The sequence below is a fragment of the Paenibacillus sp. SYP-B3998 genome, assembly GCF_010820665.1.
Lineage (GTDB): Bacteria > Bacillota > Bacilli > Paenibacillales > NBRC-103111 > Paenibacillus_E.
This window is the reverse complement of record NZ_JAAIKC010000001.1, coordinates 72,254-97,920: the sequence shown is the minus strand read 5'-3', so window position 1 is coordinate 97,920 and position 25,667 is coordinate 72,254. Positions and strand designations below refer to the sequence as shown.

Genomic DNA, 25,667 nt, shown 5'->3' with positions numbered 1-25,667 from the left:
GCCGTTCTCACCATCCCTTTTCAGAATCGGTTTGATAGGTAATCCAAGAACGAACATCGGAGATTAAATACAGCGTGCCGGATACGACCGCCAGATCATCCTGCTCAGTTCTGCTTTTTAGAGTTTCTAGAGCTCGCTTCCAATCTCGTTCTACTAGGATATCAACCTTACGATCCATATCGTGCAGCAGTTCCTGAGCAAGCTCAGCAAGTCGGGAAGCGTCTCCTTTTTTATGAAAATTCGGTTCCGTAAGAATGAGAGTATCCACCAATGGTAGTATATGCCTGAGATAGCCTGTATGATTCTTCGTTGATAGCATCCCTATCATTAAATGGAGCTTCCCATAGCTGTATACACTTTGCAGCGCAGCAGCTAATGTTTCTGCACCTTCAGGATTATGCGCACCATCAAGTAAAATCCGAGGATCGTGAGAGACCATTTCAAGTCTACCAGGCCAGCGTGTTTCAAAGAGACCTTTGTGAAGGACATCATCTTCTACAATACAAGCGTTATACTGACGAAGCACTTCCAGTGTCATAACGGCAACAGCCGCATTCGTCAGCTGATGCTTACCATTTAGCGAGATCGGTAGTTCCTTCATATTGCGAAAAGGACCGGAAAAATCAAAAATTTGATGATCCAGTTGATTCGAAACGGTCGTATAATCGAATTGATTGCCAAGTGAGTAAAGGGTTGCTTTCTTTTCTTTAGCCGTCTTCGCGATCACATTCCACACGTCCTGAGGCTCAACTGCTGTGATGACGGGAACGCCAGCTTTAATGATGCCTGCCTTCTCAGCAGCGACCATTTCCAAGCTATCTCCCAGTATTTCCATATGATCATGACCAACATTGGTAATAACGGTAACGATCGGATTCACGATATTCGTGCTATCCAGCCTTCCCCCTAGACCTGTTTCCCATACCACATAATCCGGATAAGCAACTGTCGCAAAATATAAAATGGCCAATGCCGTAGAGATTTCAAACATAGACGGAGACCCAACCTCTGTCTCTGCAATCTCATCTACGATAGGTTTCATTTTATTTACTAGGCGCAGCAGCTCTTCATCTTCAATATCTGCTCCGTTAACTTGAATACGATTCGTGTACTTCTCCAAATAAGGAGAAGTAAAGGAACCGACATCATACCCGCATGTGCGCAGCACAGAGGTTAAATACGCGCAAGTGGAGCCTTTGCCGTTCGTTCCTGCTACGTGAATGAACTGGAGCCTGCGTTCCGGGTGACCCAGCTTCTCCATGAGCATTTGCATGCGCTGGAGACCTGGCTTGATGCCAAGCTTCTCCATACGCCCTACAATCCATGCAATCGCTTCTTTTGCTGTCTGAAAAGAAGTCGGATTGGAATCTTTAATTTCGTTCATTGACCTCATCCTCATTTACTATATGAATCACCTTGTCTTCGTAACTAGGCAATTAGATTATTTTCCAATCATTATCCTTTTAATTCCGCTAAGCGAGCAATGACTTTGTCCCGCTTGTCAACGTAGTCAGCCAGTTTGGCCTTCTCCTCGTCGATCACTTTGGCAGGCGCCTTGGCAACAAAACCTTCATTACCTAGTTTTTTCTCAATCCGCTCAACTTCGCCATGGAGGGATTGCAGTTCCTTATCCAGACGAACTAATTCTTGAGCGATATCAATAAGGCCTGCCAACGGCAAGAATAACTCCGCGCCTGTAATAATAGCCGTCATCGCCTTCTCAGGCGCTGCCATCTCTGCATCGATTTCAAGTAGGGATGTGTTACAGAAGCGGCGCAAGTATTCTTCATTCGTGCGAAGAATATGTTGAGCCTCGCTACCCGCCGGTTTCACTAGCAGTTCAACCTTCTTACTCATAGGCACATTCACTTCAGCGCGGATGTTGCGAACGGATCGAATTGCTTCCATGAGAAGTTCCATCTCACGAACGGCCTCCGGAGATTCAAATGCTGGATCTTCTTTTGGCCATGCTGCCAACGTAATCGTATCGCCGACATGTGGCAGATGCTGCCAGATCTCTTCACTTATGAACGGCATGAATGGATGAATCAAGCGTTGGGTTTGATCGAGCACATAAGCAAGAACAGACTGTGTTGTTTTCTTCGCTTCTGCATCAGTCCCATATAAGCTAAGCTTACTGAACTCAATATACCAATCACACAAATCATCCCATATAAAGTTGTACAGCAAACGTCCTGTTTCGCCGAATTCATAGCTATCGATCAATCGCGTGACATCACGAACCGTTTCGTTCAAGCGATGCAAAATCCAACGATCTGCTGTGCCTAATTTGCCTGTGAGATTGATATCCGCAGCAGTTACACCTTCAAGGTTCATCAGAGCAAAGCGGGAAGCATTCCATATTTTATTAGCAAAATTACGCGCCTGCTCCACACGTTCCCAGCGGAAGCGAAGATCTTGGCCCGGTGTGCTGCTTGTGGAAATCATATAACGCATAGCATCCGCCCCATACTTCTCAATGACTTCCAAAGGATCAACGCCATTGCCAAGCGATTTGGACATTTTACGACCTTCTGAATCACGCACCAGCCCATGAAGCAGCACATCTTTGAACGGCATTTGATCCGTAAACTCCAAACCTTGGAAAATCATTCGAGATACCCAGAAATAAATGATATCGTAACCTGTTACAAGTACAGCCGTCGGATAGAATCGCTTCAAATCCTCCGTCTCATTGGGCCAGCCCAGGGTTGAGAACGGCCACAATGCGGAGCTGAACCAAGTATCAAGTACATCATTATCTTGACTGATATTCGTGCTTTGACAGTGCGAGCAAACTGTCGCGTCTTGACACTCTACAGTTACGCCGCCGCAATCTGCGCAGTGCCAAGCCGGGATTCGGTGTCCCCACCACAGCTGACGGGAAATACACCAATCGCGCACATTCTCAATCCAGTGCAAGTAAATTTTTTCGAAACGATCCGGCACGAAATTAACGCCTTTGCCTGTTTTTTGCGCATCAATCGCTTGAGCGGCTAAAGGCTGCATTTTCACGAACCATTGCGTGGATAAATACGGCTCGATGACCGCGCCGCTTCGCTCGCTATGGCCCACTTGATGCACATGTTCTTCAATTTTCAGAAGCACACCTTGCTCTTTCAAATCCGCTACAATTTGCTTGCGACAGTCAAAACGATCCATGCCTTGATAAGGACCCGCGTTCGCATTCATTGTTCCAGATTCATCCATCACAAGAATTTGTGGAAGGTCATGACGTTTACCAACTTCGAAATCATTAGGATCATGGGCAGGCGTAATTTTAACCGCTCCGCTTCCAAACTCTTTTTCCACATATTCGTCGGCAATAACAGGAATCTCACGATTTACGATGGGGAGATGCAGCATTTTGCCAATGAGATGCTGATAACGCTCGTCCTTAGGATGAACGGCAACAGCCGTATCGCCAAGCATGGTCTCAGGTCGCGTCGTTGCAACAACAATGGAGCCTGAACCATCTGTCGTTTTATATTCCAAATGGTAAAGAGCGCCTTGAACTTCTTTATACTCAACTTCGATGTCGGACAATGCCGTGCGCGCAGCCGGATCCCAGTTAATAATATAATTTCCACGATAAATTAAGCCTTTTTTATATAGACTTACAAACACCTCACGAACCGCTTGTGATAAGCCTTCATCGAGAGTAAAACGCTCGCGTGAATAATCAAGCGAGAAGCCCATTTTGGCCCACTGCTCACGAATCGTATTCGCGTATTGATCTTTCCATTCCCAAACTTTCTCTAGAAAATTCTCACGTCCGAGATCGTATCGGCTCTGCCCTTGCTCGCGCAGCTTTTGCTCCACTCTCGTCTGCGTTGCAATCCCAGCATGGTCAGATCCTGGGAGCCAGAGCGTATCGTAGCCCTGCATCCGCTTCGTGCGCGTCAAAATATCCTGCAGCGTAAAATCAAGCGCATGCCCAATGTGCAGCATCCCTGTCACGTTAGGAGGCGGAATGACGATTGTATACGTCTCTGCATCCGGACGGTTACCGGCTTTGAAATATTCATTTTTGATCCAGTAGTCGTACCATTTGCGTTCTGCTTCCTTCGGATCATACGTAGTCGGCATTTCGAGCTGCGCTTTCGTTTCATTGGCTTCGGTCATATGAATACCTCCATCACTATTATCGCTGTCAAACAGGCATAGGAAGCCTGTGAATCCTTGTATTTGGCCTTTTTTATGTTATGAGGCCGGAAAATAAAAAAAGCCCTTCGTCGCAAAGGACGAAAGGATTGCTTCCGTGGTACCACCTTCATTCCACACAACTTCAAATAAGAAGCGCGTGGCTCTCAAACAGATAACGGCTGCGGCCGGCAAACGCTAAAAAATGTATGAGCAGTACTCATACTTCCTATCACGCTTACAACTCCGGGGCGACTTCGATCGGCTGCTTCCTATGGAACCTTTCAGCGCTGCAGTTCCACTCTCTGAAGGGCATACCGCCTACTACTCCCGTTCAACGTTTCCAATATAACTCAAAATGGTTTACATCATATGATAACGAACATTTGAAATAGAGTCAATATATCCTTCAAGTATTACCGATTATAAGCAAATTATGCTTCATATGAAAAGGAACTCTGATTTTTCAGCAAACTTGCATAATAATCTGTTTTCACATCAACAGCCTCCAATTAATGCCTCCAGTTCGCGCTACTGATCAAGCAAATAGAGCTTGTAGCGCCTTTCCGAACAAAAGACCATGCAAACAACATAAAAGCCCCCAGCCGCATCATCACGCAGCTAGAGGCTCTTGCCTATGTACTTTATTTAGGGAGGTAAATGACCTGGCCCACACTGACGTCTTGATCGCTGAGACGGTTTAACAATTGAAGCTCGCGAGGATTCAGTTGATAGCGCTTGGCAATCGTCTCCAGCGTCTCTTCCCTCTGCACGATGCACATTTTCAACTTGCGGAATTCATTCGAGCTTGTGCTGCTTTGTAAAAATAGACGTTTCCATTCAACGGCATCTATTCTCGTTTCTTCTGCAAGCGCAGCTTGCGCTTCTTCTTTACGTTTGTCGTGAAGAAACGAGCCCGCTTTGGACAAAAGCGATTTGATGCCGTGCGGATTAATATCAACGGCTTCATTCGCTTTCTTTCCGAAGGCAACTTTGAGTTCTTTCTTTTCCTCCGTAACAATCGTGCTTTCTGGATAGTCAGTCAACTTCAATTCTGTATCTTCAATTTGTCCAATAATAAGGTCATTCTGTTCAGTCGTTGGGGGTTCTTCAATCGCAGCCTCTGGTTGTTGGACGAGTGGCGATTGAGTAAACGGCGCCGCGTACGACTGCTCTGATGTGTGCGTCGCTGGCTCTTGATAAGAGGTAGGTATCGGCGCTGGCACTACTTGCGCAGGTGCAGTTAGTGAAGATTCTGGCTCTCCAGCAACTGGACCTGTTGAAACCGTAGGCGCTGGGGGAGGCGTTGGAGGCCCCGGCTCAAAGCGCGGGTGATCCGTCTGATGGACAAAAGTTATCTCTTCTTCCTCACGCCAACTTTGCACAGGTGCAGACACCATTTCTACTCCCTGCAAAGACAAGACGCCTGTCACATTCAAGCTTCTTTCTGATAAAAGATCAATATCAAAGTTCTCAATTTCAACCAAAATATCCTCTACCCGATGAATACGATTCAACGGAAGGGTAATTTCTACAGGAATCAAATGTTCTAAAGATCGAGGCTCTTGGCTTCCATCACTGATATAATTGCCTGTTAACAACAAATTCCCTTTGAGAATAGCCTGATCATCAAGAGTAATTACCTGAATATGCGGAAGCAGCTCGACATCGTTTAACTCCTCTATCCCCGCTAACCCTTCTTGCAAATGGACACGTTCATAAATATCAAATCTTAAGCCTGTTTGTTGTTCAGCCACTATATAGATCCTCCCTTCCTCTAATTCGAAGTACTGGCAAACCTTCGAATTGTTCAACCATTTACCTTGTTTGTCTTTAAAAGTATATGGGTGAGTCGGGCTAGGCATGACTACATTTTTATAAAGTGTTCAGCTTCTCCAACAAGGCTAACATGTCTTGCGGCCAAGCGGCTTGCACAACAATCTGTTTACGAGTTACAGGATGATCAAACAACAGTCTCTCTCCATGAAGCGCCTGCCGACGCAGAAAGTTTGTAGATCCGCCGTAAAGCGAATCTCCAATTAAAGGATGACCCAAATAATGTAAATGCACGCGAATCTGATGGGTGCGTCCTGTTTCCAGTTCAAGTTCGACTAGCGCTGCTCTCTTCATTTGCTTTAGTACTTGATAATGGGTAACCGCTGCATCACCTCCAGGAGTTACACGACGTTTGCCCGCGTGGTGGCGATCCTTGCCAATGGGGGCTTCAATCGTTCCCTGCTTGCTGCGGAACACCCCTTCCGCGATGGCTACATATCTACGATCGATTCGTTTCTCCCGCATGGCTTCATCAAGCAAAATGTGTGCCCATTCATTTTTGGCATACAGCACAGCGCCTGTTGTGTCTTGGTCCAGGCGATGAATATGTCTAATCGAGCAGGCTTGGCCCGTTGAAGCGTAGTAGTATGCTACAGCAGCAGCCAACGTCCCTTTTTGGCCAACTTCAGCGGGGTGAATGGACATGCCTGCTTGTTTATTAACAACAAGGCAGAAATCATCTTCATACCCGATATCAAGCTGATAAACCTCTGGCGCAATAGCAGCCTTCTCCTTGGGGAACACATGCAGCAATAGCTTATTGTCTAGCACGCGGACGCCGCCTTGAGACGCTAATCTCAGAAATAGTTTGCGAGGCACCCGCAATATGCCTTCCAACTCTTCAATCGCACGCGGCTGCAGCGGCTTCCACTTGTCATGAGGAATAGGCAGCTCAAGCCATTCTCCTTGGCGAACCCAATCGATCATGACCGAGTCCCTTTACGGAAGGCCATCACGATGACGAATAAAATAAGAAGAAAGCCAAACATCAGTACCCATAGATCTATCGGGAAATCAAAAAAGTAATATCTTTTCATAATTATGAAAGCTCCTTAAGGATGAGGAATATCGTACAATTTATTTTAACAATTACCAATAACAATTGCATGTGAAATTATGATAATATAAGTCTAGTATTGAGTTTTTTCGACAACATAGAGTAAATAGAAAAAGAGAGCAGGAGAGGAACAACCTTGGGTACTGCAATAATGGATCATTTTCGTAATTATAGTTGGCTGAAACGAATGCTGCTTGTCATAGCAGCGTTAGCTTTTCTTTGTTCAAGCTTTTTATTTTTGACCCCGCCTGGGGAATATATCCGCGAGTACTTGGCCAAGACGGTCATCACAACGCAACATCGCGATTGGGCTTGGATTTTCGTGGGAGCGGAGCGTAGAGACCAGCTTGTTCAAGAAATGCAGAATCTTACAGAAATTAACTCTGTAGAGAAACAAGATCTACATGCGGTGAAGTATAACAAAAACCGCTCTATGGAGAGTCTAGTGAAAGTTGAAGACATTTCCGGCCAGTTCTGGAAGGGCAAAAAAATGTACGTTTATGACCCTAGAACAATTCGAGTGGTTGTTCCTTCCAAGAAAGGTGAAGGAGAACGAATTACATCCATGGTTTCTCGTACTGGAGCTGTCGCAGGTGTCAATGGCGGAGGATTTAATGATCCAGACGGTCTTGGAAATGGTTTTGCCCCAATTGGAGCTATTATGTCCGGAGGCAACATCCTTTATACCGACCAAGACGGCTCCATACCTCAACACATTGTTGGCTTTACCAAAGAAGGAACCCTCATTATCGGTAAGTACACGATTAATGATCTTGTTAAACTTAGTGTGACGGAAGCTGTGTCTTTCTATCCCCGCGTTATCGCTAACGGCAAGCCGCTCATTACTAGCGGTGATGGCGGATGGGGACGAGCGCCTCGCACAGCTGTCGGCCAAAAAGCGGACGGAACCGTTATTTTCATCGTCATTGATGGTCGTCAAACGCATAGCGTAGGAGCAACGCTGAAAGAAGTTCAGGATCTATTTCTTGAGGATGGCGTCATTAATGCAGGCTTCTTAGATGGTGGCGCTTCATCTGAATTAGTTTACAACAATGACTTGGTCACCAAACCTTCAAGTCGTTACGGAGAGCGTAGATTGCCATCGGCATTTCTTGTTTTTGACCATCCAGAGGATGTAAAAGTGAAAAATATCTGGGAAGGTCTCACCACAATCGATCCAGGTGGCGCTTATGACCATCCTGAATTTTTGAAAGAGCAAGCAGAGAAAAAAGCGAATCCACCTAAATCAACGGCGACTCCGAGGCCATCAACAACGCCTTCGACCAAACCGCAATCAAGCTCAGATGTGCAAGCTGGGAAAAATGGGGCATCCAATCCGCCATCCAGCACGGATAACGGATCAGTCAAACCAAGCCAGTCTGGAAAGCCGGAATCCTCACCAACAGCTTCCCCTAATCAAGGGAATGCACAAGGAAATAACAATGCAACTACAGGATCAGGGAATGGAACTGAAACAGGAGGCAACAACGCTGGGGCCTCCTCAGCGCCTAAAGAGAGTAAGGCACCTGTGGCTAGCGCAAGCCCTTCAGCTCAGCAATCACAAACAGGCACCGGGAACTCCGCATCTCCGACATCTGAACCATCGACCAAAACGAATTAATACGGTATACATAAAAGAAGCTGACCCGATTGGGTCAGCTTCTTTTGTTTGCCTTATAGACGTCTCAATGCTTCGCGATGAGCATTTATCGTTTCTGCAATATCCTCATCCGTGTGAACAGTGGACATAAACATGCCTTCGAATTGGGATGGTGCAACCGAAACACCAAGATCTAGCAAATGGCCAAAATACGCATTAAACTTGCCTAAGTCCGAGGTTTTAGCCGTTTCGTAATTAATCACCTTCTGCTCGGTGAAGAAGGGGCAAATCATGGAACCGACACGATTAATTGTACTCGCAATACCTGCCTCAGCCGCATTCTTTACAAAACCAGCTTCCAGCAGAGCTGATTTGCGTTCTAATTCCTCATATACTCCCGGCTCTCCTAGCAAAGATAGTGTCGCGAACCCCGCTGCCATTGCAAGGGGATTTCCCGATAGCGTGCCTGCTTGGTAGATCGGCCCTGCTGGAGCAATCTGCTCCATAATATCCAGTCGGCCGCCATATGCGCCTACCGGCAGCCCTCCTCCAATAACTTTGCCAAGGCAAGTCAGATCCGGGGTAATGCCATACAGGCCCTGTGCACACTGCTTGTGAACGCGAAAACCAGTCATTACTTCGTCAAAGATAAGTAAGGTGCCATACTGCTTCGTTATTGCACGAAGGCCTTCAAGGAAGCCATGAGCTGGAGGGACAACGCCCATATTCCCTGCTATTGGCTCCACGATCAGCGCAGCAATATCCTCGCCAAACTTTTCAAATACGAGTTTGACCGATTCCAAATCATTGTAAGGCACTGTAATCGTGTTTGCAGCGACACCCTCTGGCACACCTGGACTATCTGGCAACCCTAAGGTCGCTACGCCAGAGCCTGCTTTAATAAGAAGCGCATCCGCATGCCCATGATAGCTGCCCTCGAATTTGACGATCTTGTTCCGCTTCGTAAATCCGCGAGCTAGCCGAAGGGCACTCATCGTTGCTTCCGTACCTGAATTAACCATGCGGACCATTTCGATAGACGGAACACGTTCAATGACCAGTTGAGCCATTTTGGTTTCCAACAAAGTCGGCGCTCCAAAGCTTGTGCCATTTTCTGCCGTAGCCTTAATCGCTTCTAAAACAACGGGATGAGCATGTCCAACGATTAGCGGACCCCATGAACCCACATAATCAATATAGCTGTTTCCATCGATATCCGTTACGCGGGATCCAACGCCTTTTTCCATAAACAACGGAGTTAGACCAACCGACTTAAAGGCGCGTACAGGACTGTTCACCCCGCCCGGAATCACTTTCTTAGACGCCTCAAAAGCAGCAGAAGAAAGGGTATCGATTCTGCTTGAATTTTTCATAAGTTTCATACTCCTACCTTGCTAGATATGGTAAAAATGTGTCGATGTTATCAACCTATGTTATTAAAACGTAGCTTGCAGCTCTTTTTGCGCTCTCTTCATCCAGTGATCAGCAAGCTGTAAAGCTGCCTCCTGCCCTTGCTTAATACAATCAGGAATTCCAACTCCATGGAAACCCGCTCCTGTCACGAATACGCTCGGCATGGTCGCAGCAAGCTCATTACGAAAGCTCGCGATTTGCTCCAAGTGACCGACTGGATATTGCGGCATCGACTTAATCAACCGTGTCACCTCAGTGAATAACGGCACGGCTTGAAGACCTAACAGTTCACCAAGATCATGACGGGCCTTCTGTACCAGCTCTTCGTCACTCCACTTTAACCATTCCTGTTGTCCAGACCGACCAATGTAGCAGCGCAATAATACTTTGCCTTCGGGTGCCGTGTGAAGCCATTTTGCTGACGTCCACGTGCACGCTGTAATTGCTCTATTTTCATAGTGTGGAACCAGAAAACCAGAAGCATCCAGCTCGAATGGAATGTCCTTACGATCAAAAGCCATGATCACGTTAGCTACTGAAATATATTCAATTTTTTTTAAAACTGCAGCAGCGGGCAAATCTGATAAAAGTTCCGCAGCCTGAAATGTTGTTGTGGAAACAATGACGCCATCAACCACTTCGTGATGTCCATCTTCAAAGATAACTTCCGTCTTCCCAGACGTAAGTTTTTTCATCGAAAGGACGCCAACCTCAGTCCGCATATTAACGCCATCTAACGCACCTACTAGACCTGTTACAAGCGTTTGAAGACCTTTCTTAAAGGTTACAAAGGCCGAGCTACGAACGGCCGCAGGCACGTGGGCACTTTCTTCTACACTATTTTTGCGACTCGCCATCATGCCAAGGATTAAGCTCCGATGCTCCTGCTCCATCATTTGAAATTGTGGAAACGTTGCCTTCAGACTGAGCTTATAAGTATCGCCTGCATAGATACCAGCAAGGAGCGGCTCCACAATACGCTTTAATACTTCTTTACCCAGCCTGCGCTCCAAAAAGTGCCCCAATGACTCATCTGAGGTTTCCTCGCGCTTGGGCTTTAGTAAATCAATCGCAGCACGCAGTTTGCCAAGTGGCGATAGGAGTCCAGTTTTCATCATCGGTGCCATTTTAGTCGGAATGCCCAGAACAAGGCCTGGGGGCATTTGGTGCAACTTCCCTTGTCGCACAATGTAAGTCTTCTTCGCTTTGGGATTCGTACCGGTCAGTTCGCCTTCAAGGCCTAGCTCGCGCGCAAGATCAATGGTTGGTCGTTTACGCGCCAGAACAGAATCCGGCCCCTTCTCGATGACGAACCCATCTCGCTCTATCGTATGGATTTTACCGCCCATCACTGATGATTTCTCGACGATGCTCAGATGAGCATCAATGCCAGCAGACGCTAAGCTCTTCTTCAAATAGAAAGCAGCGCTTAGTCCTGTAATCCCCCCCCCGATAATCAGGAAGTGCGGTTTAGTCGTACTCATGACAACTCCGAAACACTAGTCACTTTCTCGAATACAACATCACTCAAAGTTTGCATGTACAGGGGATCTGTATTCAGCGACTCCGTACGTTCTAGATGAAGTCCAAGCTCTTGAGCTAAAGCTTGCGCTTCAATATCGATATCGTACAGAACTTCCAGATGATCGGATACGAAACCGATTGGACACAACAAGACGTTTTTGACATCATCTTCTTTCCGAACGGTTCGGAGAACATCCAGAATATCTGGACCTAGCCACGGTGTTGCAGTCTGACCGGCACTCTGCCAACCAAACTGCCAATTCGTCAACTGCACACGTTCTGCGATTGCCTCGGATGTCGCCAATAGTTGATCTGGATATGGATCCTTCATTTCCAATATCTTCTCTGGGAGGCTATGCGCGGTGAAAATAACACGTACGTCTTCTGGGCCCACGTCTATAAATTTCTCCAGCGCCTTCTCGACACGTGAGCTTAGTGCTTCCAATAGCTTTGGATGTAAATGATAGCTATGAACGAAATCAATCTTCAAGCCCAGCTCTTCTGCCTTCTCCTTCGCTCGTTTCACGTAGCCGCCAACGCTCATTGTCGAATAATGAGGGGCAAGCACCACGCCAACAGCCTCCGTAATACCGTCCTTCACCATCTGCTCAACCCCGTCTTCTACGAAAGGTTGCGCGTGCTTTAAGCCTTGGTAACAGACGAAATCCAGATCAGGATGTTCATGATTAAGTGTATTCTCTAAACTTTTCACCTGTTTGTTCGTATTTTCCCGCAGTGGAAAGAACCCGCCCACAATCGCCTCATAACGTGATTTCAGTTCATGAAGCTGCTCTGCCGTTGGCGGATTACCGCGCCTAATATGTGTGTAGTACGCTTCAATTTGATCCAAGCTTTCCGGAGTCCCATAGGACATAACTAACACACCAACACGACGATTTGCCATTTTAGACACCACTCTTTTCTGCTCGTTGAGTTAAAACCGAATGGGAATACGTATGAATGAATGTAGTAAGCTCCTTCAACTTCTCTAAGGAAGCCTCTGGGAACAAACCATGACCCAAGTTAAAAATGTAGCCTGGAAGCTCGAGCCCCTCATCAATAATCGCTTTAGCTTGTTTCTCAATGACACCCATCGGAGCCGTCAACACGTAAGGGTCCAAGTTTCCTTGCACAGCAAAACGGTCCCCGACTCTTTTGCGGCCCTCCGTAATCGGAATACGCCAGTCAAGACCAATAACATCCGCCTGTAGATGGGTCAGGTAAGGCAGCAATTCGCCAGAACTTACGCCTGGGAAATAAATTTTCGGTTCTTTTAGATCGGATAGTTCATTGAATATTCTAGTCATTGTAGGTAATACGTACATCTGGAAATCCCTAGGGGAAAGCGCTCCAACCCAGCTATCAAACACCTGAACTGCTTTTGCCCCAGCGGCAATGTGAGATTTCAAGTACGTAATGACCATATCTCCAAGTTTGTCCATCAATGCAAACCAGACTTTAGGCTCCGAGTACATCATCTGTTTGGTGAGGATGTAGCTCTTAGAAGGTTTGCCTTCGATTAAGTAGCTAGCGATCGTGAAAGGAGCCCCAGCGAAAGAAATCAAAGGAACCTCAAGTTCTTTATGTAAAATTTGAATCGTTTGGATAATATGAGAGAGATCTTTCTCAACATCGATAGGACGGAGACGTTCTACGTCTTGAGCAGTTCGTACAGGTGTATGGATCACCGGACCAATATTTTTGACGATATCAAAATCGACCCCAAGCGATGCAACTGGATTCATAATATCCGAGTAAAGTATAGCAGCATCCACGCCTAATTTTTTAACCGGCATCATCGTCACTTCCGCTGCGAGCTCAGGTTGTTGACAGATTTCAAGAAGTGAATATTTTTCTTTAATTTTACGATAATCTGGATCGTAACGACCCGCCTGACGCATGTACCAAACAGGCAGTGTGTCTACGTTTTCCTTACGGCAAGCCTTAATAAAATTGTCATTATAACTCATGAGGCACCTTCCTCTTTTTCCCAACCATTATGTTTCCTTCTATTCTCATCCATTATGCCCTAATTATACGCCTGCCACAACCGAAGGAAGCCCACGGATTGCGACAAAAGTATGACAAAAGAACCACTCCCCTAATTGCCTTAGGGTGAATGGTTCTTCCATCAAGATCCTAACGATTCTGCAAATAACGAGCAATATCTTTAGCAAAGTATGTCAAAATAATGTCAGCACCTGCACGTTTGAAGCTCGTCATCGTTTCCATAACCGTATCTTTTTCATTAATCCAGCCTTGTAGGGCTGCTGCTTTAACCATCGAATATTCCGCGCTAACGTTGTAAGCTACCACAGGCAAGTCGAAGTTGTCCTTCAGCAGGCGAATGATGTCCATGTAAGCCAGCGCTGGCTTTACCATGAGGAAATCAGCCCCCTCCATCACATCGCTTTCTGCTTCACGTAAAGCTTCTCGACCATTCGCCGGGTCCATTTGGTACGTTTTACGATCTCCAAATTGGGGTGCTGAGTGAACCGCATCACGGAAAGGACCATAATAAGCGGAAGCAAATTTAACGGAATACGCCATAATCGGAACGTTCTCGAATCCAGCCTCATCAAGACCTGAGCGAATAGCATGGACATAGCCATCCATCATATTGGAAGGAGCGATAATGTCAGCCCCAGCTTTTGCTTGAGACACAGCCGTACGAACAAGCAGCTCCAAGGAATGGTCATTATGAACATCAGCATGTCCTGTGCTTGGATTATGATGAATAACACCACAATGACCTGTATCCGTAAATTGACACAAGCACGTATCAGCAATGATCAGTAAGTTAGGGTTTAACTCTTTGATACGTCGAGTCGCTTGCTGTACGATACCTTCTTCGTCGTAAGCGGACGTTCCTACAGCATCCTTATGCTCAGGTACTCCGAATAACAGAATCGCCTGAATGCCCAGAGACGTAATTTCTTTGATTTCTTCTTCAACACGGTCCAATGAAAAATGGTAAACACCAGGCATGGAAGTTATTTCTGATTTAATGTTCGTGCCAAAAGTGACAAAAACAGGCTGCACCACATCATGCACCGTAACTTGATTCTCACGAACCAAATTACGAAGTGCTGCTGTACCGCGCAAGCGGCGGTTACGAATAACTGGAAAACTCATAAGGAATCAACCTCCTATTGATGAATGATGGATAACTAACGTTAACGTTATCCGTTATGTCATGTTGTTATTTCCGCTCAGCTATGCTTTCAACTAGTGAAGCGACGGTTGCTTCTTCCGCCATATACGTAATCGACAAACCAACCTGACGAGCGGTTTCTGCCGTTTTGGGTCCAATACAAGCGATCTCTACGTTTTGCAGCAAAGCCAACGGGTCTTCGATCCCAAGCTGTCTCAAAGCCTCCAGCAAATTTGTAACGGTTGATGAACTCGTAAAAGTTATAATATGAATGCCTTGATCTTGCAAAAGACTAACCACTTCCTCCCCATCCTCGATGGAGAGCACGTTCTCGTACACATCAACTTCCGTTACCTGAAGCCCTAATTCTTTGAGTTTAGACGGTAAATAATCACGAGCAAGGTCAGCTGTCGGCAGCAGCACCTTTTGATCTGGCTTTAGCTCCGATTGAATCGCCTCTAGCATGCCTTCTCCTTGATATTTATCAGGAAGTACATCGGCAATGATGCCTCGCTCAGCGAGGGCTTCTGCGGTCTTAGGGCCCACTGCCGCAATGCGCGCTTTCCCCATCCGCCGCACATCAATGCGCTTCTCAAACATTCTGCGGAAAAAGAATTCAACGCCATTAACGCTTGTAAGCAAAATCCAATCGAACTCATGAAGCTTATCAAGAGCTTCGTCTAGCGCCAGCAAAGACTCAGGACGGCTTGGGGTTTGAAGACGAATGACTGGAAACTCCACAGCCTCTCCACCCAGCTCATCAATCAAATCAACCAGTTCGCTCGCTTGGCTTCGCGCTCGTGTAACGAGGACTCTGCGCCCAAATAGCGGTTTTTTCTCGACCCACGCCAGCTTCTCACGCAGTTTCACAACTTCCCCGACAATGATAACAGCAGGTGATTTGAAATTCGCTTGTTTGACCTTTTCAGTAATATCCTCTAAGGTGCCCGTTAGGGTTTGCTGCTCCGTCCAGGTTCCCCAACGCACAAGGGCTACTGGCATTTGCGGCGGTTTGCCGCAGCGAATCAGCTCGCGACAGATTTGTTCTAAATTAGCTACTCCCATGAGAAAAACCATCGTGCCGATGGCTTTCGCAAGATGCTCCCAATCGAGGCTCGAGTACGTTTTATTCGGGTATTCATGCCCCGTGACGATAGCAAAGGATGAGGTAAAGTCCCGGTGTGTAACGGGAATACCCGCATAAGTTGGAACTGCAATGGAAGAGGTTATTCCCGGAATAATATCATAAGTAACTCCATTATCCGCAAGCAGCTCCGCTTCTTCGCCTACGCGTCCAAAAACGCTTGGATCCCCGCCTTTAAGACGGGTGACCACTTTTCCTTTCATAGCCAAATCAACCAGCAGTTGATTAATTTCTTCCTGCTTCAACATATGTTTATCCGGAAGCTTGCCTACAAAGATTAATTCAGCATCCGGTTTTCTGTGTTTTAATAAACGGGGACTTGCCAGACGGTCGTATACGATGACATCCGCCTTCTGGATTGCTTCCAAGCCGCGAATCGTGATCAGTTTCGGATCTCCTGGACCCGCGCCTACTAAGTATACCTTCCCCTTGTTCACCCGATCACTCCCTTACTTCAGCAAGGATGCGGTCAGCTCCCTGCTCGATTAGCTTGTTGGCTACGAGCAAACCAAGCGCTTCCGGATCTGTTCCAGTTGCCGCTTCTTTCAACATGGTACGGCCATCTGGCGACGCTACCATGCCTGTCAGCGTCAGCAGCGGCTCTTCGCCGGAGTTTGGTTCGCTTATACTCGCGTAAGCGCCAAGCGGCACTTGGCAGCCTCCATTGAGTCTGCCCAGGAAGGCCCGCTCCGCTCGCACCGCGAGCGCAGTAGGCTCATGCTGGAACTTGCCGAGCAGGTCCAGTATGAACGCATCGCCGCTCCGGCACTCGATGCACAGCGCTCCCTGCCCTACAGCAGGGAGACACAGCTCGGGCGGCAAATACGCACTGATGCGATCCTGCCAGCCGATCCGGTGCAAACCGGCCGCGGCAAGCAGAATCGCATCGAAATTCTCTTCTTCGAGCTTGCGCAGCCTCGAATCGATATTCCCGCGGATCGACTCGATGCGAAGGTCAGGGCGACGGTGCTGGAGTTGGCTTGCGCGGCGCAGCGAGCTAGTGCCTACAAGAGCGCCCTGCGGCAGCTCGTCCAGCGAGCTGTATCCGCGAGTAATCAGCGCATCGCGCGCATCCTCGCGCTGAGGTACAGCCCCTACGACAAGCCCTTCAGGTAACTCGAAGGGCATATCCTTCATGCTGTGGACGGCTATATCGATTTCTCCGTCCATTAGAGCCTGTTCGATTTCCTTGATGAACAAACCTTTACCGCCTACCTTGGATAAGGTTACATCCAATATGCGGTCACCCTTCGTCACAATTTTCTTAATTTCAAATTGACATTCGATTCCATGTTCAGCAGCTAACTGCTTTAACAGTTCCACCGCTTGTCCTGTCTGCGTTAAGGCTAACGCACTTTGTCTAGTACCTACAGTAATTGTTCTCATTTCTATGTAACCCCGCCTCTCTGTACTTGCCGACCAAAAGCCGCAATCGCAGACAATCCTGGTTCTTTATCTATAAGCGTATATAGTTCATCTTTCCATAGCTCAAACGTGCTTGAACGAATTCTGGTTAACACGTCCCATTCCAACATCTCTCTGAACAAGATCTGTCGTGTTTCTTTATCCGCGATTTGCTTCTGCACCTTCAAGCGCACTTCACTTAAAAAATCAAAATAAACCTCATATTCAGTACCATATGTATGTTCAAGCTCTTTGGCTATTTTCCTTGCCGCGGAAGGACTTGCGCCTCCAGTAGAAACGGCAATGACAAGCTTACCTCTTCGTATAACCGATGGTGCAATGAAAGAGCTCAGCTCGGGCTGGTCGACTACATTGACGAGCAAGCCCTGGCTTATTGCTGCTTCATACACTTGTGTATTAACTTCGGCTACATTCGTTGCGGCAACCACAAGCATAAAAGGAGAGGTTGTTACCGATAAAATTTCAGACATTCGGTTCAACGAAAACGTCTGTCTGTATAGAACTACTTCACCACGGCACGCCATCTCGACAAGGCCTTCGGTTACTTCTGGACTTAACACTGCTACAAGAGCCCCAACGCTTAAGAGAGAACGTATTTTGCGTTCAGCTACGCTTCCCCCGCCAACAACGAGACATCTCCGCCCCTCTACATTCAACATAATTGGATACTTGTGTTTCATTTCGCTCAACTCCAAATCCAGCCATGAAAACCTGATAAAAAATTAGAGACTACAAAATTGATAACCACAATGACAAATGCCGTAAGATTCCATACCGCAAGCTTATTGCCTGAAATGCGCATAGCGTAATGCTGAAATAAGTAAAAGGCATACGCTAGTAAAATAAAAACGGAATTGAGCACTTTTGGATCGTAAAGCAAATTATTGTTACCTTCAAGTAAAACCCACACAATACCTAAACTTAAAGCTAACATTAGCAAAGGCGCCCCGATAATAACCGCTGTATAGGTATATTGCTCAATTTTCTCTAGCGAGGGCAGCCTCATAACTGTCTGGGAGAATTTCTTCTCCTTTAACATTCTATGCAAAAACAGATACATGCCTGAAAATATTGCAGCAATCGAGAAAGCCGCATAGCTTCCGATAGCTAGTGTGATATGGATAAATAATAACTCATCGTTGATGTCCCAACCTGCTATAATCGGCTTTACCCGCGGATTTCCAAACACATTTAAAGCAAGAATGGCGAACCCAAGTACATTCACAAAAAACACGAACAATTCAATACGAAAAAAACGATTGACGATCAGCGAAATAGTCACGATTAACCACGAAAACATAAATAGAACATCCGAACGTTCAAACGCCCATTGCGTCAAATGATCATAAAGGTTGAGCCCCAAATAAACGGTTTGCAAAACCCATACAAACAAAAGCAGCCCAGTCCCCATCCGTTTTGCGTTCCGGTTCGCATTGGCGAAGTCGGAAAAGTAAAACAGTAGGCTCAGGGCATACATATAAATCATTGCATCAAACAACCAACTACGTGTGACCATGGCACCTCTCCTTGGCGATTATATCCCGCCTTCTCTCAAGATCTCGCTAGACCGTCTGCAGGTTGTAAGCTGCGTACGGACATCTTCTCATCCTTTATACGCTGATCTTCCAATTCCACTGCTCTTCGCTCTGCTTCTTGCGCCAATTGATCTGCCTGCTCCTGCATCTCCAACGTTTCTTCCAATGCAAACAGCTTGGTAAACATCTCTAAAGCATCGTCCCCGTGACGTTCTCCCGCCATTTCCTTTATCCGCAGGATCGGATCGCGAAGCACTTGGTTTACAATACTCTTCGTTAATTTGCGAATAACTTTAACTTCCCGTTCATCCAGATCAGGAAGCTTCTTTAACATATTTTCCATGGTTTCTTCATGAATCTGATTCGCTTTTGTTTGAAGCGCGTGAATAACTGGGCTTACGCCTAGTGTTTTGGTCCACTGCTCAAAAACAGCCATTTCAGTCTCAATCATCGTTTCAATCTTAGCGGCTTCCTTTTTTCTTTCCTGCAAGTGCTTATCAACAATATTTTCCAAATCATCAATATCATAAAGAAACACATTCGGTAAGTCGCTAATTTCCGGATCAAGATCTCGGGGCACCGCGATGTCCATCATAAAGAGAGGTCGTGATTTTCTTTTCTGTAAATAAGGCTGAATATCATTTTTCGTGAGAACATAACCAGGTGCTCCAGTAGAGCTAATAATAATGTCTACCTCAGGCAACCTTTCCAGCATCTTATCAATGGTGCAAGCAATCCCATTAAATTTCTCAGCCAGTTCAACTGCCCGTTCATACGTACGATTCACAACAATAACTTTATCTGCCCCGTTTACGTACAAATGTTTTACAGTTAACTCGCTCATTTTGCCTGCTCCTATAATCATGACGGTTTTATTCATGTAGGAACCAAAGATACGTTTGCCAAGTTCAACCGCCGCGTAGCTAATTGAAACGGGATTATCGCTAATCCCTGTTTCTGAATGCGCTCTTTTGGCAAGTGTAACGGATTGCTTAAACAACGTATTGAAAAAAGCTCCTGTCGCTTTCAAATTTTGCGACAATAAAAAAGCATCTCGCACTTGTCCAAGAATTTGCGTTTCTCCGATAACCATCGAATCCAAGCCGCTTGTGACTCGGAAAAGATGCTCAGTAGCTTTATCGTTTTCGTACATATATAAATGCTTTTGAAATTGATCTTTCGCAACACCGAACCAACGCTCGATGAAATTTGTAATGTAATAGTTACATAAATGGGCTCTATCTACGACCGCATAAATTTCCGTACGGTTGCAGGTGGCGACAATTACACATTCAAGTATGCTTTTGGTCTCTTTCAATTCTGCTATAGCCGTTGGTAAATCACGTTCTGAGAAAGTGAATTTCTCACGAATTTCAACCGGAGCTGTACGATAGTTTAAGCCTACTGCGATAATATGCAATGGGGTCACCTGCCTTCCCGTTCATTTCTATGAATTATTATAGCACAGCAAAACAAGCAATCCGACAATTTTTTTGACTAAATTATGAATGCTTCGCTCTGCTCGTTAGTTTTAACAGCAAATTGCTCGTATATACCAGAATTGGTATATAACCCGATCATTGCAGCATTTTTTTGTGAATTTTTATTGTCAACGCATCATTGAGCTCAGTCAGCTTCACGTTTTGAGAAGAAATTACGCCACCACTGGAAGCCATAATTTTTTCATATAGCTGGTACATGTCTTTGTATTGATTCGCTGTTTCCTGCAAGGTTTGAATTTCGTCGGGCTTCAACTGCCGTTCGCCGCCTATCTGAAGTCTCTGTATGTACTGCATAAGCTGCGTTAGGCTAGACATCGAATTCAAGTGCTCATTTCCCCCAACTGCGAGCACTAACCGTTCGTGCGTGTAGGCTGCCGAATACAACGCCTGTTTGATGGCATTCAACTCCGCTGTATCCTTCATCTTCCTCGCTTCCTCTAGGTAGCTATTCAAAAGTTCCATTTGGAAAAGCGATACTTGAAAAAGCAGATGTGTAGCATCATGATCTTCTTTATGACTGCTCAGCATGCTAATCATTTGGTAACACGACCCTACCACGAGACAAAGTATAATCCCGTACATAACCATTTTTTTCGTAAGGCTCTTCCTCATACCGCGCCCAGTCCCTCCCCTGATACGAATTCCAAGTACCGCAGTAATAGTTTATGGGATTTGGGACAAACAAATGACCACGGATTTCTCCGTGGCCATTGTTATCCATATGCGCAGTCTCTTATTTAACAAGCTCTGCTTGCTTTATTTCAGGAGTTTCTACTTGCAATTCACCGATTCCACGAACTAATTTCTTCGCATAAACCGTCTCTGGTTTTAGTACGGATACCATGAAGTCGATTGCTAACTGAGGGTCAACTGTCTCACCGCAAGTATAACAGTCTAATGCGGCAAAACCTCTCTCAGGATAAGTATGAATGGAGAGATGACTCTCGGACAACATAACAAGTACTGTTGCTCCTTGTGGTTCAAATTGCTTAGATTGTACAGATAGTACGGTTGCTCCGCATACCTCGGCAGCTTCTACCATCTGAGCTTGCAGCCAATCTGCATTGTTCAGAAGTTCGAAATCTACCCCCCAAGTATCTACAGCAACGTGTCTTCCGAAAGTTGAGTATTCTTCCATCTTCCGGTTCCCCCTTCCTAGGAATAAAATGTCTGAAAAAAATTTCATCCGCTAGGACCTACGTCATTCACTTCCCGAGGGAATAATCTCTCGCAACATTCAATGTCCTGAGTGAATCCTGGTTCCTATATTGTTGTCAACGAGATTAAAAATAACATCTATCGAACAGAAATGCAATAGTTTTTTTTGCCAGCACCTTTCTCGTCATTTAACTTCGTACCTACAATATGAATATCCCGCCCTACATGTGCGCGACAATGCAAAAAGGACCCTATCAACAAGGTCCTTACAAGTAATGGATATATGTGGGTTTAAGCCTCCAATGCAAACAAGCGATGCGTTAGTTCACTGAGGCGAGAGTCGATCTGCTGATGTGCTTCTTGCTCTTGCAAGGTATTGCGTAGGTCAAGAAGATGATTAATTTGGTCATGAGTTCTTTCAATCTCCTGTTCCACTTCTTTCTTTTGGAACAACTGCTGCATAAGACCGATCTTGTCTTGGTATTCATAAATAACAGTCAATAATGTGCCTTTAACTTCGACGATCTTAACAACTGTACCGCGTTCATAATAATAAACCATCGTATAACCTGGATAAATTCGATTAACAGTCGCGCTTCCTTTGTATTCAGAAACCGCTTTGCGCATTAAATTAGCCAGCAAGGTATTGCTTAATCGACAGGATCCCGTGCATTCATATAGGCCCGATTTCTGCTCAAATGAGAGGACAATTTCCTGACCTGCACCGTCTTGAAAAACAACCTCTTGATTGCCATTTTCCAAAACTTTGACTTGCAATGTCACTTGATGATCCACGAACATTTGAAAAAACTTGAACATCTCGGCTTCTGTTAACTGTAGGCAGGTTTTGACATATTCAGTCGCTAACCTTTGTGCCATAAAAATCCCTCGATTCTTTGTTTTCAAGCCCTAAGTTATTACCTTGCTTATTATTATACTACATGAACACTTAATATTCCTGCGTAGAATTCATGATAATCAGCCAAATATTCTGAAAAAACGAAGGAAAGACGGAATGCCAGCAAATTTTCACCAGTAAATCTCAATTTCCCTCCAACTCCTTCAAGGTTCTCTCCATCTTTTAAACCTCTTTATAAAAAAATAAAACCGCCCTCTGTTTAAGAGGACGGTTCTTCTTCACGATTTTCTTCTTCACTTGTAGGTTTTCCGTAATCAATTGCTTCTTCTAGGATTGCCCATAATTCATCCTTACCGAGCCCAATTTCAGAAGAGAATAGAAGTGGATGGTAACCTTGATCCATACCCAACGTTTCCCGAACGATTTTGGCGTGCTTTTGCCATTGGCTCTTTGGAATCTTATCTGCCTTCGTAGCTACAACGAGCACAGGAAGATCATTATGTCTGAGCCATTGATACATCGCCTGATCGTCTTTGGACGGGGGATGTCTTAAATCAATTAATTGCATGACTAACTTGAGCGGCTCTCGATTCAGGAGATAATTCTCAATGAATTTCCCCCATCTCTCGCGCTCCGTTTTGGATACTTTCGCATAGCCGTAGCCGGGAAGATCGACAAAATATAAGTCCTGATTGATTTTGTAATAATTCAATGTTTGCGTCTTACCTGGCTGTGAGCTGGTTCTAGCCAAATTCTTCCGGGAGATCAAACGATTAATAAGCGATGATTTCCCAACATTAGAACGCCCTGCCAGAGCAATCTCCGGCAAGGCATCCTCAGGATATTGGCTAGGTCCAACCGCACTGATAATAAATTCAGCTTGATTGACCTTCATGGTTGTTCAACTACTTTCTGTCGTTATCCGACGTGGACCGGCGGGTTATTTTTCACGAGCGCATGTTCAAGCACTTGATCCATGTGGCTCACCGGTATAAACGTCATCTCGTTACGGACACTTTCTGGAATCTCAACGATGTCCCTTTCATTATCATGCGGGAGCAAAATGATGCGAATACCCGCACGATGCGCGGCTAGCGCTTTTTCTTTCAGCCCGCCGATGGGCAGCACCCGCCCTCGCAGCGTAATCTCGCCCGTCATCGCAACTTTGCGGGAAACAGGAATATTCGTTAATGCGGAGATAAGTGCAGTTGCCATCGTAATTCCAGCAGAAGGACCGTCCTTTGGAATCGCGCCTTCCGGAATATGAATGTGAATATCATTTTTCTCATGGAAGTCAGCCGCTATTCCAAATTCAGCTGCACGGGTACGTGTGAAGCTGAATGCGGCTTGCGCCGATTCCTTCATCACATCACCGAGTTTTCCCGTCAAAGTCAGTTTTCCTGTTCCCGGCATGACCGTGACTTCAATGACCAGGGTGTCGCCACCGACTTCTGTCCAAGCAAGACCCGTTACAGCACCAATCTGATCCTTCTCTTCTGCTACATTATACCGGAATTTCGCTGGTCCTAGATAGTCCTTCAAATTCTCTTCGGTTACATGTACCGGTGTAGACGGATCTGTCACAATCTGTTTGGCCGCCTTGCGGTTCATCCCCGCTACTTGCTGCTCCAAATTGCGCACACCCGCTTCTCTGGTGTACTCTCGAACAATTTTCATTAACGCCGCTTCTTCAACAATCAACTGCTCTTCTTGCAAACCATGATCACGCTTTTGTTTGGGCAGCAAATATTTCTTAGCAATTTGGAGCTTCTCGATTTCCGTGTAACCAGGAATGTAGAGAACCTCCATCCGGTCTAACAGCGGCCGGGGGATATTGTGAACGGCATTGGCCGTCGTTACGAACATAACATTTGATAAATCAAACGGTACTTCAATGAAATGATCACTAAAAGTGCTGTTCTGTTCAGGATCAAGTACTTCTAGCAGTGCTGAGGCAGGATCACCGCGGAAATCCATTGCCATCTTATCGATTTCATCGAGCAAGAAGACAGGGTTATTGGCGCCAGCATTTTTCATTCCTTGAACGATACGCCCTGGCATCGCGCCTACATAGGTGCGGCGATGACCGCGAATCTCCGCTTCATCCCTTACACCGCCAAGTGAGATGCGAATAAACTGTCTTCCCATCGATCTAGCGATCGAACGCGCAATCGACGTCTTTCCTACGCCTGGAGGACCAACTAAACAAAGAATAGGTCCCTTCAGCTTTTGCACAAGCTTCTGAACAGCTAGATACTCCAGCACGCGTTCCTTCGGCTTTTCAAGTCCAAAATGATCTTCATTGAGAATTTGCTCTGCTTGAACGAGATCAAGATCATCCTCAGTCTGCTTAGACCATGGAAGTCCTAGCAGCCAGTCAATGTAGTTGCGAATAACGCCGCCCTCAGCTGAAGTTGATGGCATCTTCTCTAATCGATCGATTTCTTTTTCGACTTTCTCACGCACTTTTTCTGGGAGCTCAGCTTCAGCAAGTTGAGCGCGCAGCTCATCTACTTCGCCAGCGCGGCCTTCTTTATCGCCAAGCTCCTTCTGAATCGCCTTCATTTGCTCACGAAGATAATATTCTTTTTGCGTTTTTTCCATCTGTTTCTTGACACGCTGACTAATTTTGCGCTCCAATTCAAGCACTTCGCGTTCATTATTCAAGATGTTCAGCATTTTCTCTAAACGCTCACGAACATCGACCGTCTCGAGAATTTCCTGTTTATCTTTAATCTTCAGCGATAAATGACTGCATATCACATCGGCCAATCGGCCGGGTTCATCGATATCAGAAACAGCCGCGAGCGTTTCGGGCGTCACCTTTTTCGAAAGGTTAATATAATGCTCGAATTGATTCAATACCGTTCGCATTAGCGCATCGATCTCTGGATCCGTGGTTTCTTGCTCCGGAAGCTCTTTGGCTGTTACTTCATAGTACTCGTCGTTAACGAGATATTCCGTGATTTCAGCACGAAGCACACCCTCGACAAGCACACGAATTGTCCCATTCGGCAATTTAAGCATTTGCCTCACTTTTGCAATCGTGCCGATACGATAGATATCCTCTTTGGAGGGTTCTTCTATATTGATCTCGGATTGAGAGCAGAGGAGAATCATGCTGTCATCAACCATCGCCCGCTCGAGCGCTTTTACCGACTTTTCCCGCCCCACATCCAGATGTAGAACCATACTCGGATAGACTAACAGTCCCCTTAAAGGTAAAAGCGGTAATCTGCGCACCTTGATTTTACCAGGTCCCATCCTCTGCACCTCCTAATAATTGTATCCCTGTTGCTTTACATTTTATCAAAACT

The 25,667-nt window shown here is 45.9% G+C and carries 20 protein-coding genes and 1 other annotated feature; of the genes, 1 reads left to right on the top strand and 19 read right to left on the bottom strand.

Features of this window, described 5'->3' with window-relative positions:
- Positions 1 to 7: 7 nt before the first annotated feature.
- From GK047_RS00415 to GK047_RS00400, 4 genes are all read right to left on the bottom strand, one after another.
- On the bottom strand, positions 8 to 1,393 hold the full coding sequence (locus GK047_RS00415) for a bifunctional folylpolyglutamate synthase/dihydrofolate synthase (RefSeq protein WP_481855914.1): 1,386 nt from the start codon (positions 1,391 to 1,393) through the stop codon (positions 8 to 10).
- A gap of 62 nt (positions 1,394 to 1,455) precedes the next feature.
- The gene (locus GK047_RS00410) at positions 1,456 to 4,125 is read right to left on the bottom strand and encodes a valine--tRNA ligase (protein ID WP_163940081.1); all 2,670 of its coding nucleotides are present in this window, start codon (positions 4,123 to 4,125) and stop codon (positions 1,456 to 1,458) included.
- Positions 4,126 to 4,237: 112 nt separating this feature from the next.
- Positions 4,238 to 4,490, bottom strand: a binding site (T-box leader).
- Between the two features lie 297 nt (positions 4,491 to 4,787).
- Entirely contained in the window at positions 4,788 to 5,900 is a 1,113-nt protein-coding gene (locus GK047_RS00405; RefSeq protein WP_163940080.1) for a LysM peptidoglycan-binding domain-containing protein, read from the bottom strand.
- Between the two features lie 118 nt (positions 5,901 to 6,018).
- Positions 6,019 to 6,906, bottom strand: a complete 888-nt coding sequence (locus tag GK047_RS00400) for an RluA family pseudouridine synthase (RefSeq protein WP_205516178.1) — start codon at positions 6,904 to 6,906, stop codon at positions 6,019 to 6,021.
- 266 nt (positions 6,907 to 7,172) lie between these two features.
- Between GK047_RS00400 and GK047_RS00395 the strand changes: the two genes are divergently transcribed.
- Positions 7,173 to 8,657, top strand: coding sequence for a phosphodiester glycosidase family protein (locus tag GK047_RS00395; RefSeq protein ID WP_240343722.1), 1,485 nt, complete (start codon positions 7,173 to 7,175; stop codon positions 8,655 to 8,657).
- A 53-nt stretch (positions 8,658 to 8,710) separates the two neighbouring features.
- On the opposite strand, the gene hemL is transcribed toward GK047_RS00395, so the two are convergent.
- From hemL to lon, 15 genes are all read right to left on the bottom strand, one after another.
- Positions 8,711 to 10,009, bottom strand: a complete 1,299-nt coding sequence (gene hemL / locus GK047_RS00390) for a glutamate-1-semialdehyde 2,1-aminomutase (RefSeq protein ID WP_163940079.1) — start codon at positions 10,007 to 10,009, stop codon at positions 8,711 to 8,713.
- A gap of 63 nt (positions 10,010 to 10,072) precedes the next feature.
- Positions 10,073 to 11,533: a protoporphyrinogen oxidase gene (gene hemG / locus GK047_RS00385; protein WP_163940078.1), complete on the bottom strand. Its 1,461-nt coding sequence runs from the start codon at positions 11,531 to 11,533 to the stop codon at positions 10,073 to 10,075.
- The gene (gene hemH, locus GK047_RS00380; protein WP_163940077.1) at positions 11,530 to 12,477 is read right to left on the bottom strand and encodes a ferrochelatase; all 948 of its coding nucleotides are present in this window, start codon (positions 12,475 to 12,477) and stop codon (positions 11,530 to 11,532) included. The genes hemG and hemH overlap by 4 nt, the downstream gene beginning before the upstream one ends.
- Position 12,478: 1 nt before the next feature.
- Entirely contained in the window at positions 12,479 to 13,543 is a 1,065-nt protein-coding gene (gene hemE, locus GK047_RS00375) for a uroporphyrinogen decarboxylase (RefSeq protein ID WP_163940076.1), read from the bottom strand.
- 169 nt (positions 13,544 to 13,712) lie between these two features.
- A complete protein-coding gene (gene hemB / locus GK047_RS00370; protein WP_163940075.1) occupies positions 13,713 to 14,708 on the bottom strand; it encodes a porphobilinogen synthase in 996 nt (331 codons plus the stop codon).
- Between the two features lie 67 nt (positions 14,709 to 14,775).
- On the bottom strand, positions 14,776 to 16,308 hold the full coding sequence (gene cobA / locus GK047_RS00365; protein ID WP_163940074.1) for a uroporphyrinogen-III C-methyltransferase: 1,533 nt from the start codon (positions 16,306 to 16,308) through the stop codon (positions 14,776 to 14,778).
- A 4-nt stretch (positions 16,309 to 16,312) separates the two neighbouring features.
- On the bottom strand, positions 16,313 to 17,257 hold the full coding sequence (gene hemC / locus GK047_RS00360) for a hydroxymethylbilane synthase (protein WP_163940073.1): 945 nt from the start codon (positions 17,255 to 17,257) through the stop codon (positions 16,313 to 16,315).
- Between the two features lie 2 nt (positions 17,258 to 17,259).
- Positions 17,260 to 17,976, bottom strand: coding sequence for a precorrin-2 dehydrogenase/sirohydrochlorin ferrochelatase family protein (locus GK047_RS00355; RefSeq protein WP_163940072.1), 717 nt, complete (start codon positions 17,974 to 17,976; stop codon positions 17,260 to 17,262).
- Between the two features lie 5 nt (positions 17,977 to 17,981).
- Positions 17,982 to 18,812: a cytochrome C assembly family protein gene (locus GK047_RS00350; RefSeq protein ID WP_163940071.1), complete on the bottom strand. Its 831-nt coding sequence runs from the start codon at positions 18,810 to 18,812 to the stop codon at positions 17,982 to 17,984.
- A gap of 35 nt (positions 18,813 to 18,847) precedes the next feature.
- Positions 18,848 to 20,251: a glutamyl-tRNA reductase gene (gene hemA, locus GK047_RS00345; protein WP_163940070.1), complete on the bottom strand. Its 1,404-nt coding sequence runs from the start codon at positions 20,249 to 20,251 to the stop codon at positions 18,848 to 18,850.
- 157 nt (positions 20,252 to 20,408) lie between these two features.
- Positions 20,409 to 20,870 carry a hypothetical protein gene (locus GK047_RS00340; protein WP_163940069.1) on the bottom strand — a complete coding sequence of 154 codons (462 nt, stop codon included), beginning with the start codon at positions 20,868 to 20,870 and terminating at the stop codon, positions 20,409 to 20,411.
- Positions 20,871 to 21,066: 196 nt separating this feature from the next.
- Positions 21,067 to 21,471: an adenosylmethionine decarboxylase gene (gene speD / locus GK047_RS00335; protein ID WP_163940068.1), complete on the bottom strand. Its 405-nt coding sequence runs from the start codon at positions 21,469 to 21,471 to the stop codon at positions 21,067 to 21,069.
- A 311-nt stretch (positions 21,472 to 21,782) separates the two neighbouring features.
- Complete coding sequence (locus tag GK047_RS00330; RefSeq protein WP_163940067.1) at positions 21,783 to 22,370, bottom strand: non-ribosomal peptide synthetase module; 588 nt, start codon at positions 22,368 to 22,370, stop codon at positions 21,783 to 21,785.
- A gap of 239 nt (positions 22,371 to 22,609) precedes the next feature.
- Complete coding sequence (gene yihA / locus GK047_RS00325; protein ID WP_163940066.1) at positions 22,610 to 23,245, bottom strand: ribosome biogenesis GTP-binding protein YihA/YsxC; 636 nt, start codon at positions 23,243 to 23,245, stop codon at positions 22,610 to 22,612.
- Between the two features lie 23 nt (positions 23,246 to 23,268).
- A complete protein-coding gene (lon, locus tag GK047_RS00320) occupies positions 23,269 to 25,614 on the bottom strand; it encodes an endopeptidase La (RefSeq protein WP_163940065.1) in 2,346 nt (781 codons plus the stop codon).
- Positions 25,615 to 25,667: the final 53 nt, after the last annotated feature.

Excerpts from the sequence above, each read along its gene's own strand:
- GK047_RS00415 (WP_481855914.1), bottom strand. The coding sequence starts at position 1,393 with ATGAGGTCAATGAACGAAATTAAAGATTCCAATCCGACTTCTTTTCAG.
- GK047_RS00410 (WP_163940081.1), bottom strand. The coding sequence starts at position 4,125 with ATGACCGAAGCCAATGAAACGAAAGCGCAGCTCGAAATGCCGACTACG.
- GK047_RS00400 (WP_205516178.1), bottom strand. The coding sequence starts at position 6,906 with ATGATCGATTGGGTTCGCCAAGGAGAATGGCTTGAGCTGCCTATTCCT.
- hemL (WP_163940079.1), bottom strand. The coding sequence starts at position 10,009 with ATGAAAAATTCAAGCAGAATCGATACCCTTTCTTCTGCTGCTTTTGAG.
- hemG (WP_163940078.1), bottom strand. The coding sequence starts at position 11,533 with ATGAGTACGACTAAACCGCACTTCCTGATTATCGGGGGGGGGATTACA.
- hemH (WP_163940077.1), bottom strand. The coding sequence starts at position 12,477 with ATGGCAAATCGTCGTGTTGGTGTGTTAGTTATGTCCTATGGGACTCCG.
- hemE (WP_163940076.1), bottom strand. The coding sequence starts at position 13,543 with ATGAGTTATAATGACAATTTTATTAAGGCTTGCCGTAAGGAAAACGTA.
- hemB (WP_163940075.1), bottom strand. The coding sequence starts at position 14,708 with ATGAGTTTTCCAGTTATTCGTAACCGCCGCTTGCGCGGTACAGCAGCA.
- hemC (WP_163940073.1), bottom strand. The coding sequence starts at position 17,257 with ATGAGAACAATTACTGTAGGTACTAGACAAAGTGCGTTAGCCTTAACG.
- GK047_RS00355 (WP_163940072.1), bottom strand. The coding sequence starts at position 17,976 with ATGAAACACAAGTATCCAATTATGTTGAATGTAGAGGGGCGGAGATGT.
- GK047_RS00350 (WP_163940071.1), bottom strand. The coding sequence starts at position 18,812 with ATGGTCACACGTAGTTGGTTGTTTGATGCAATGATTTATATGTATGCC.
- GK047_RS00340 (WP_163940069.1), bottom strand. The coding sequence starts at position 20,870 with ATGATTAGCATGCTGAGCAGTCATAAAGAAGATCATGATGCTACACAT.
- speD (WP_163940068.1), bottom strand. The coding sequence starts at position 21,471 with ATGGAAGAATACTCAACTTTCGGAAGACACGTTGCTGTAGATACTTGG.
- GK047_RS00330 (WP_163940067.1), bottom strand. The coding sequence starts at position 22,370 with ATGGCACAAAGGTTAGCGACTGAATATGTCAAAACCTGCCTACAGTTA.
- yihA (WP_163940066.1), bottom strand. The coding sequence starts at position 23,245 with ATGAAGGTCAATCAAGCTGAATTTATTATCAGTGCGGTTGGACCTAGC.
- lon (WP_163940065.1), bottom strand. The coding sequence starts at position 25,614 with ATGGGACCTGGTAAAATCAAGGTGCGCAGATTACCGCTTTTACCTTTA.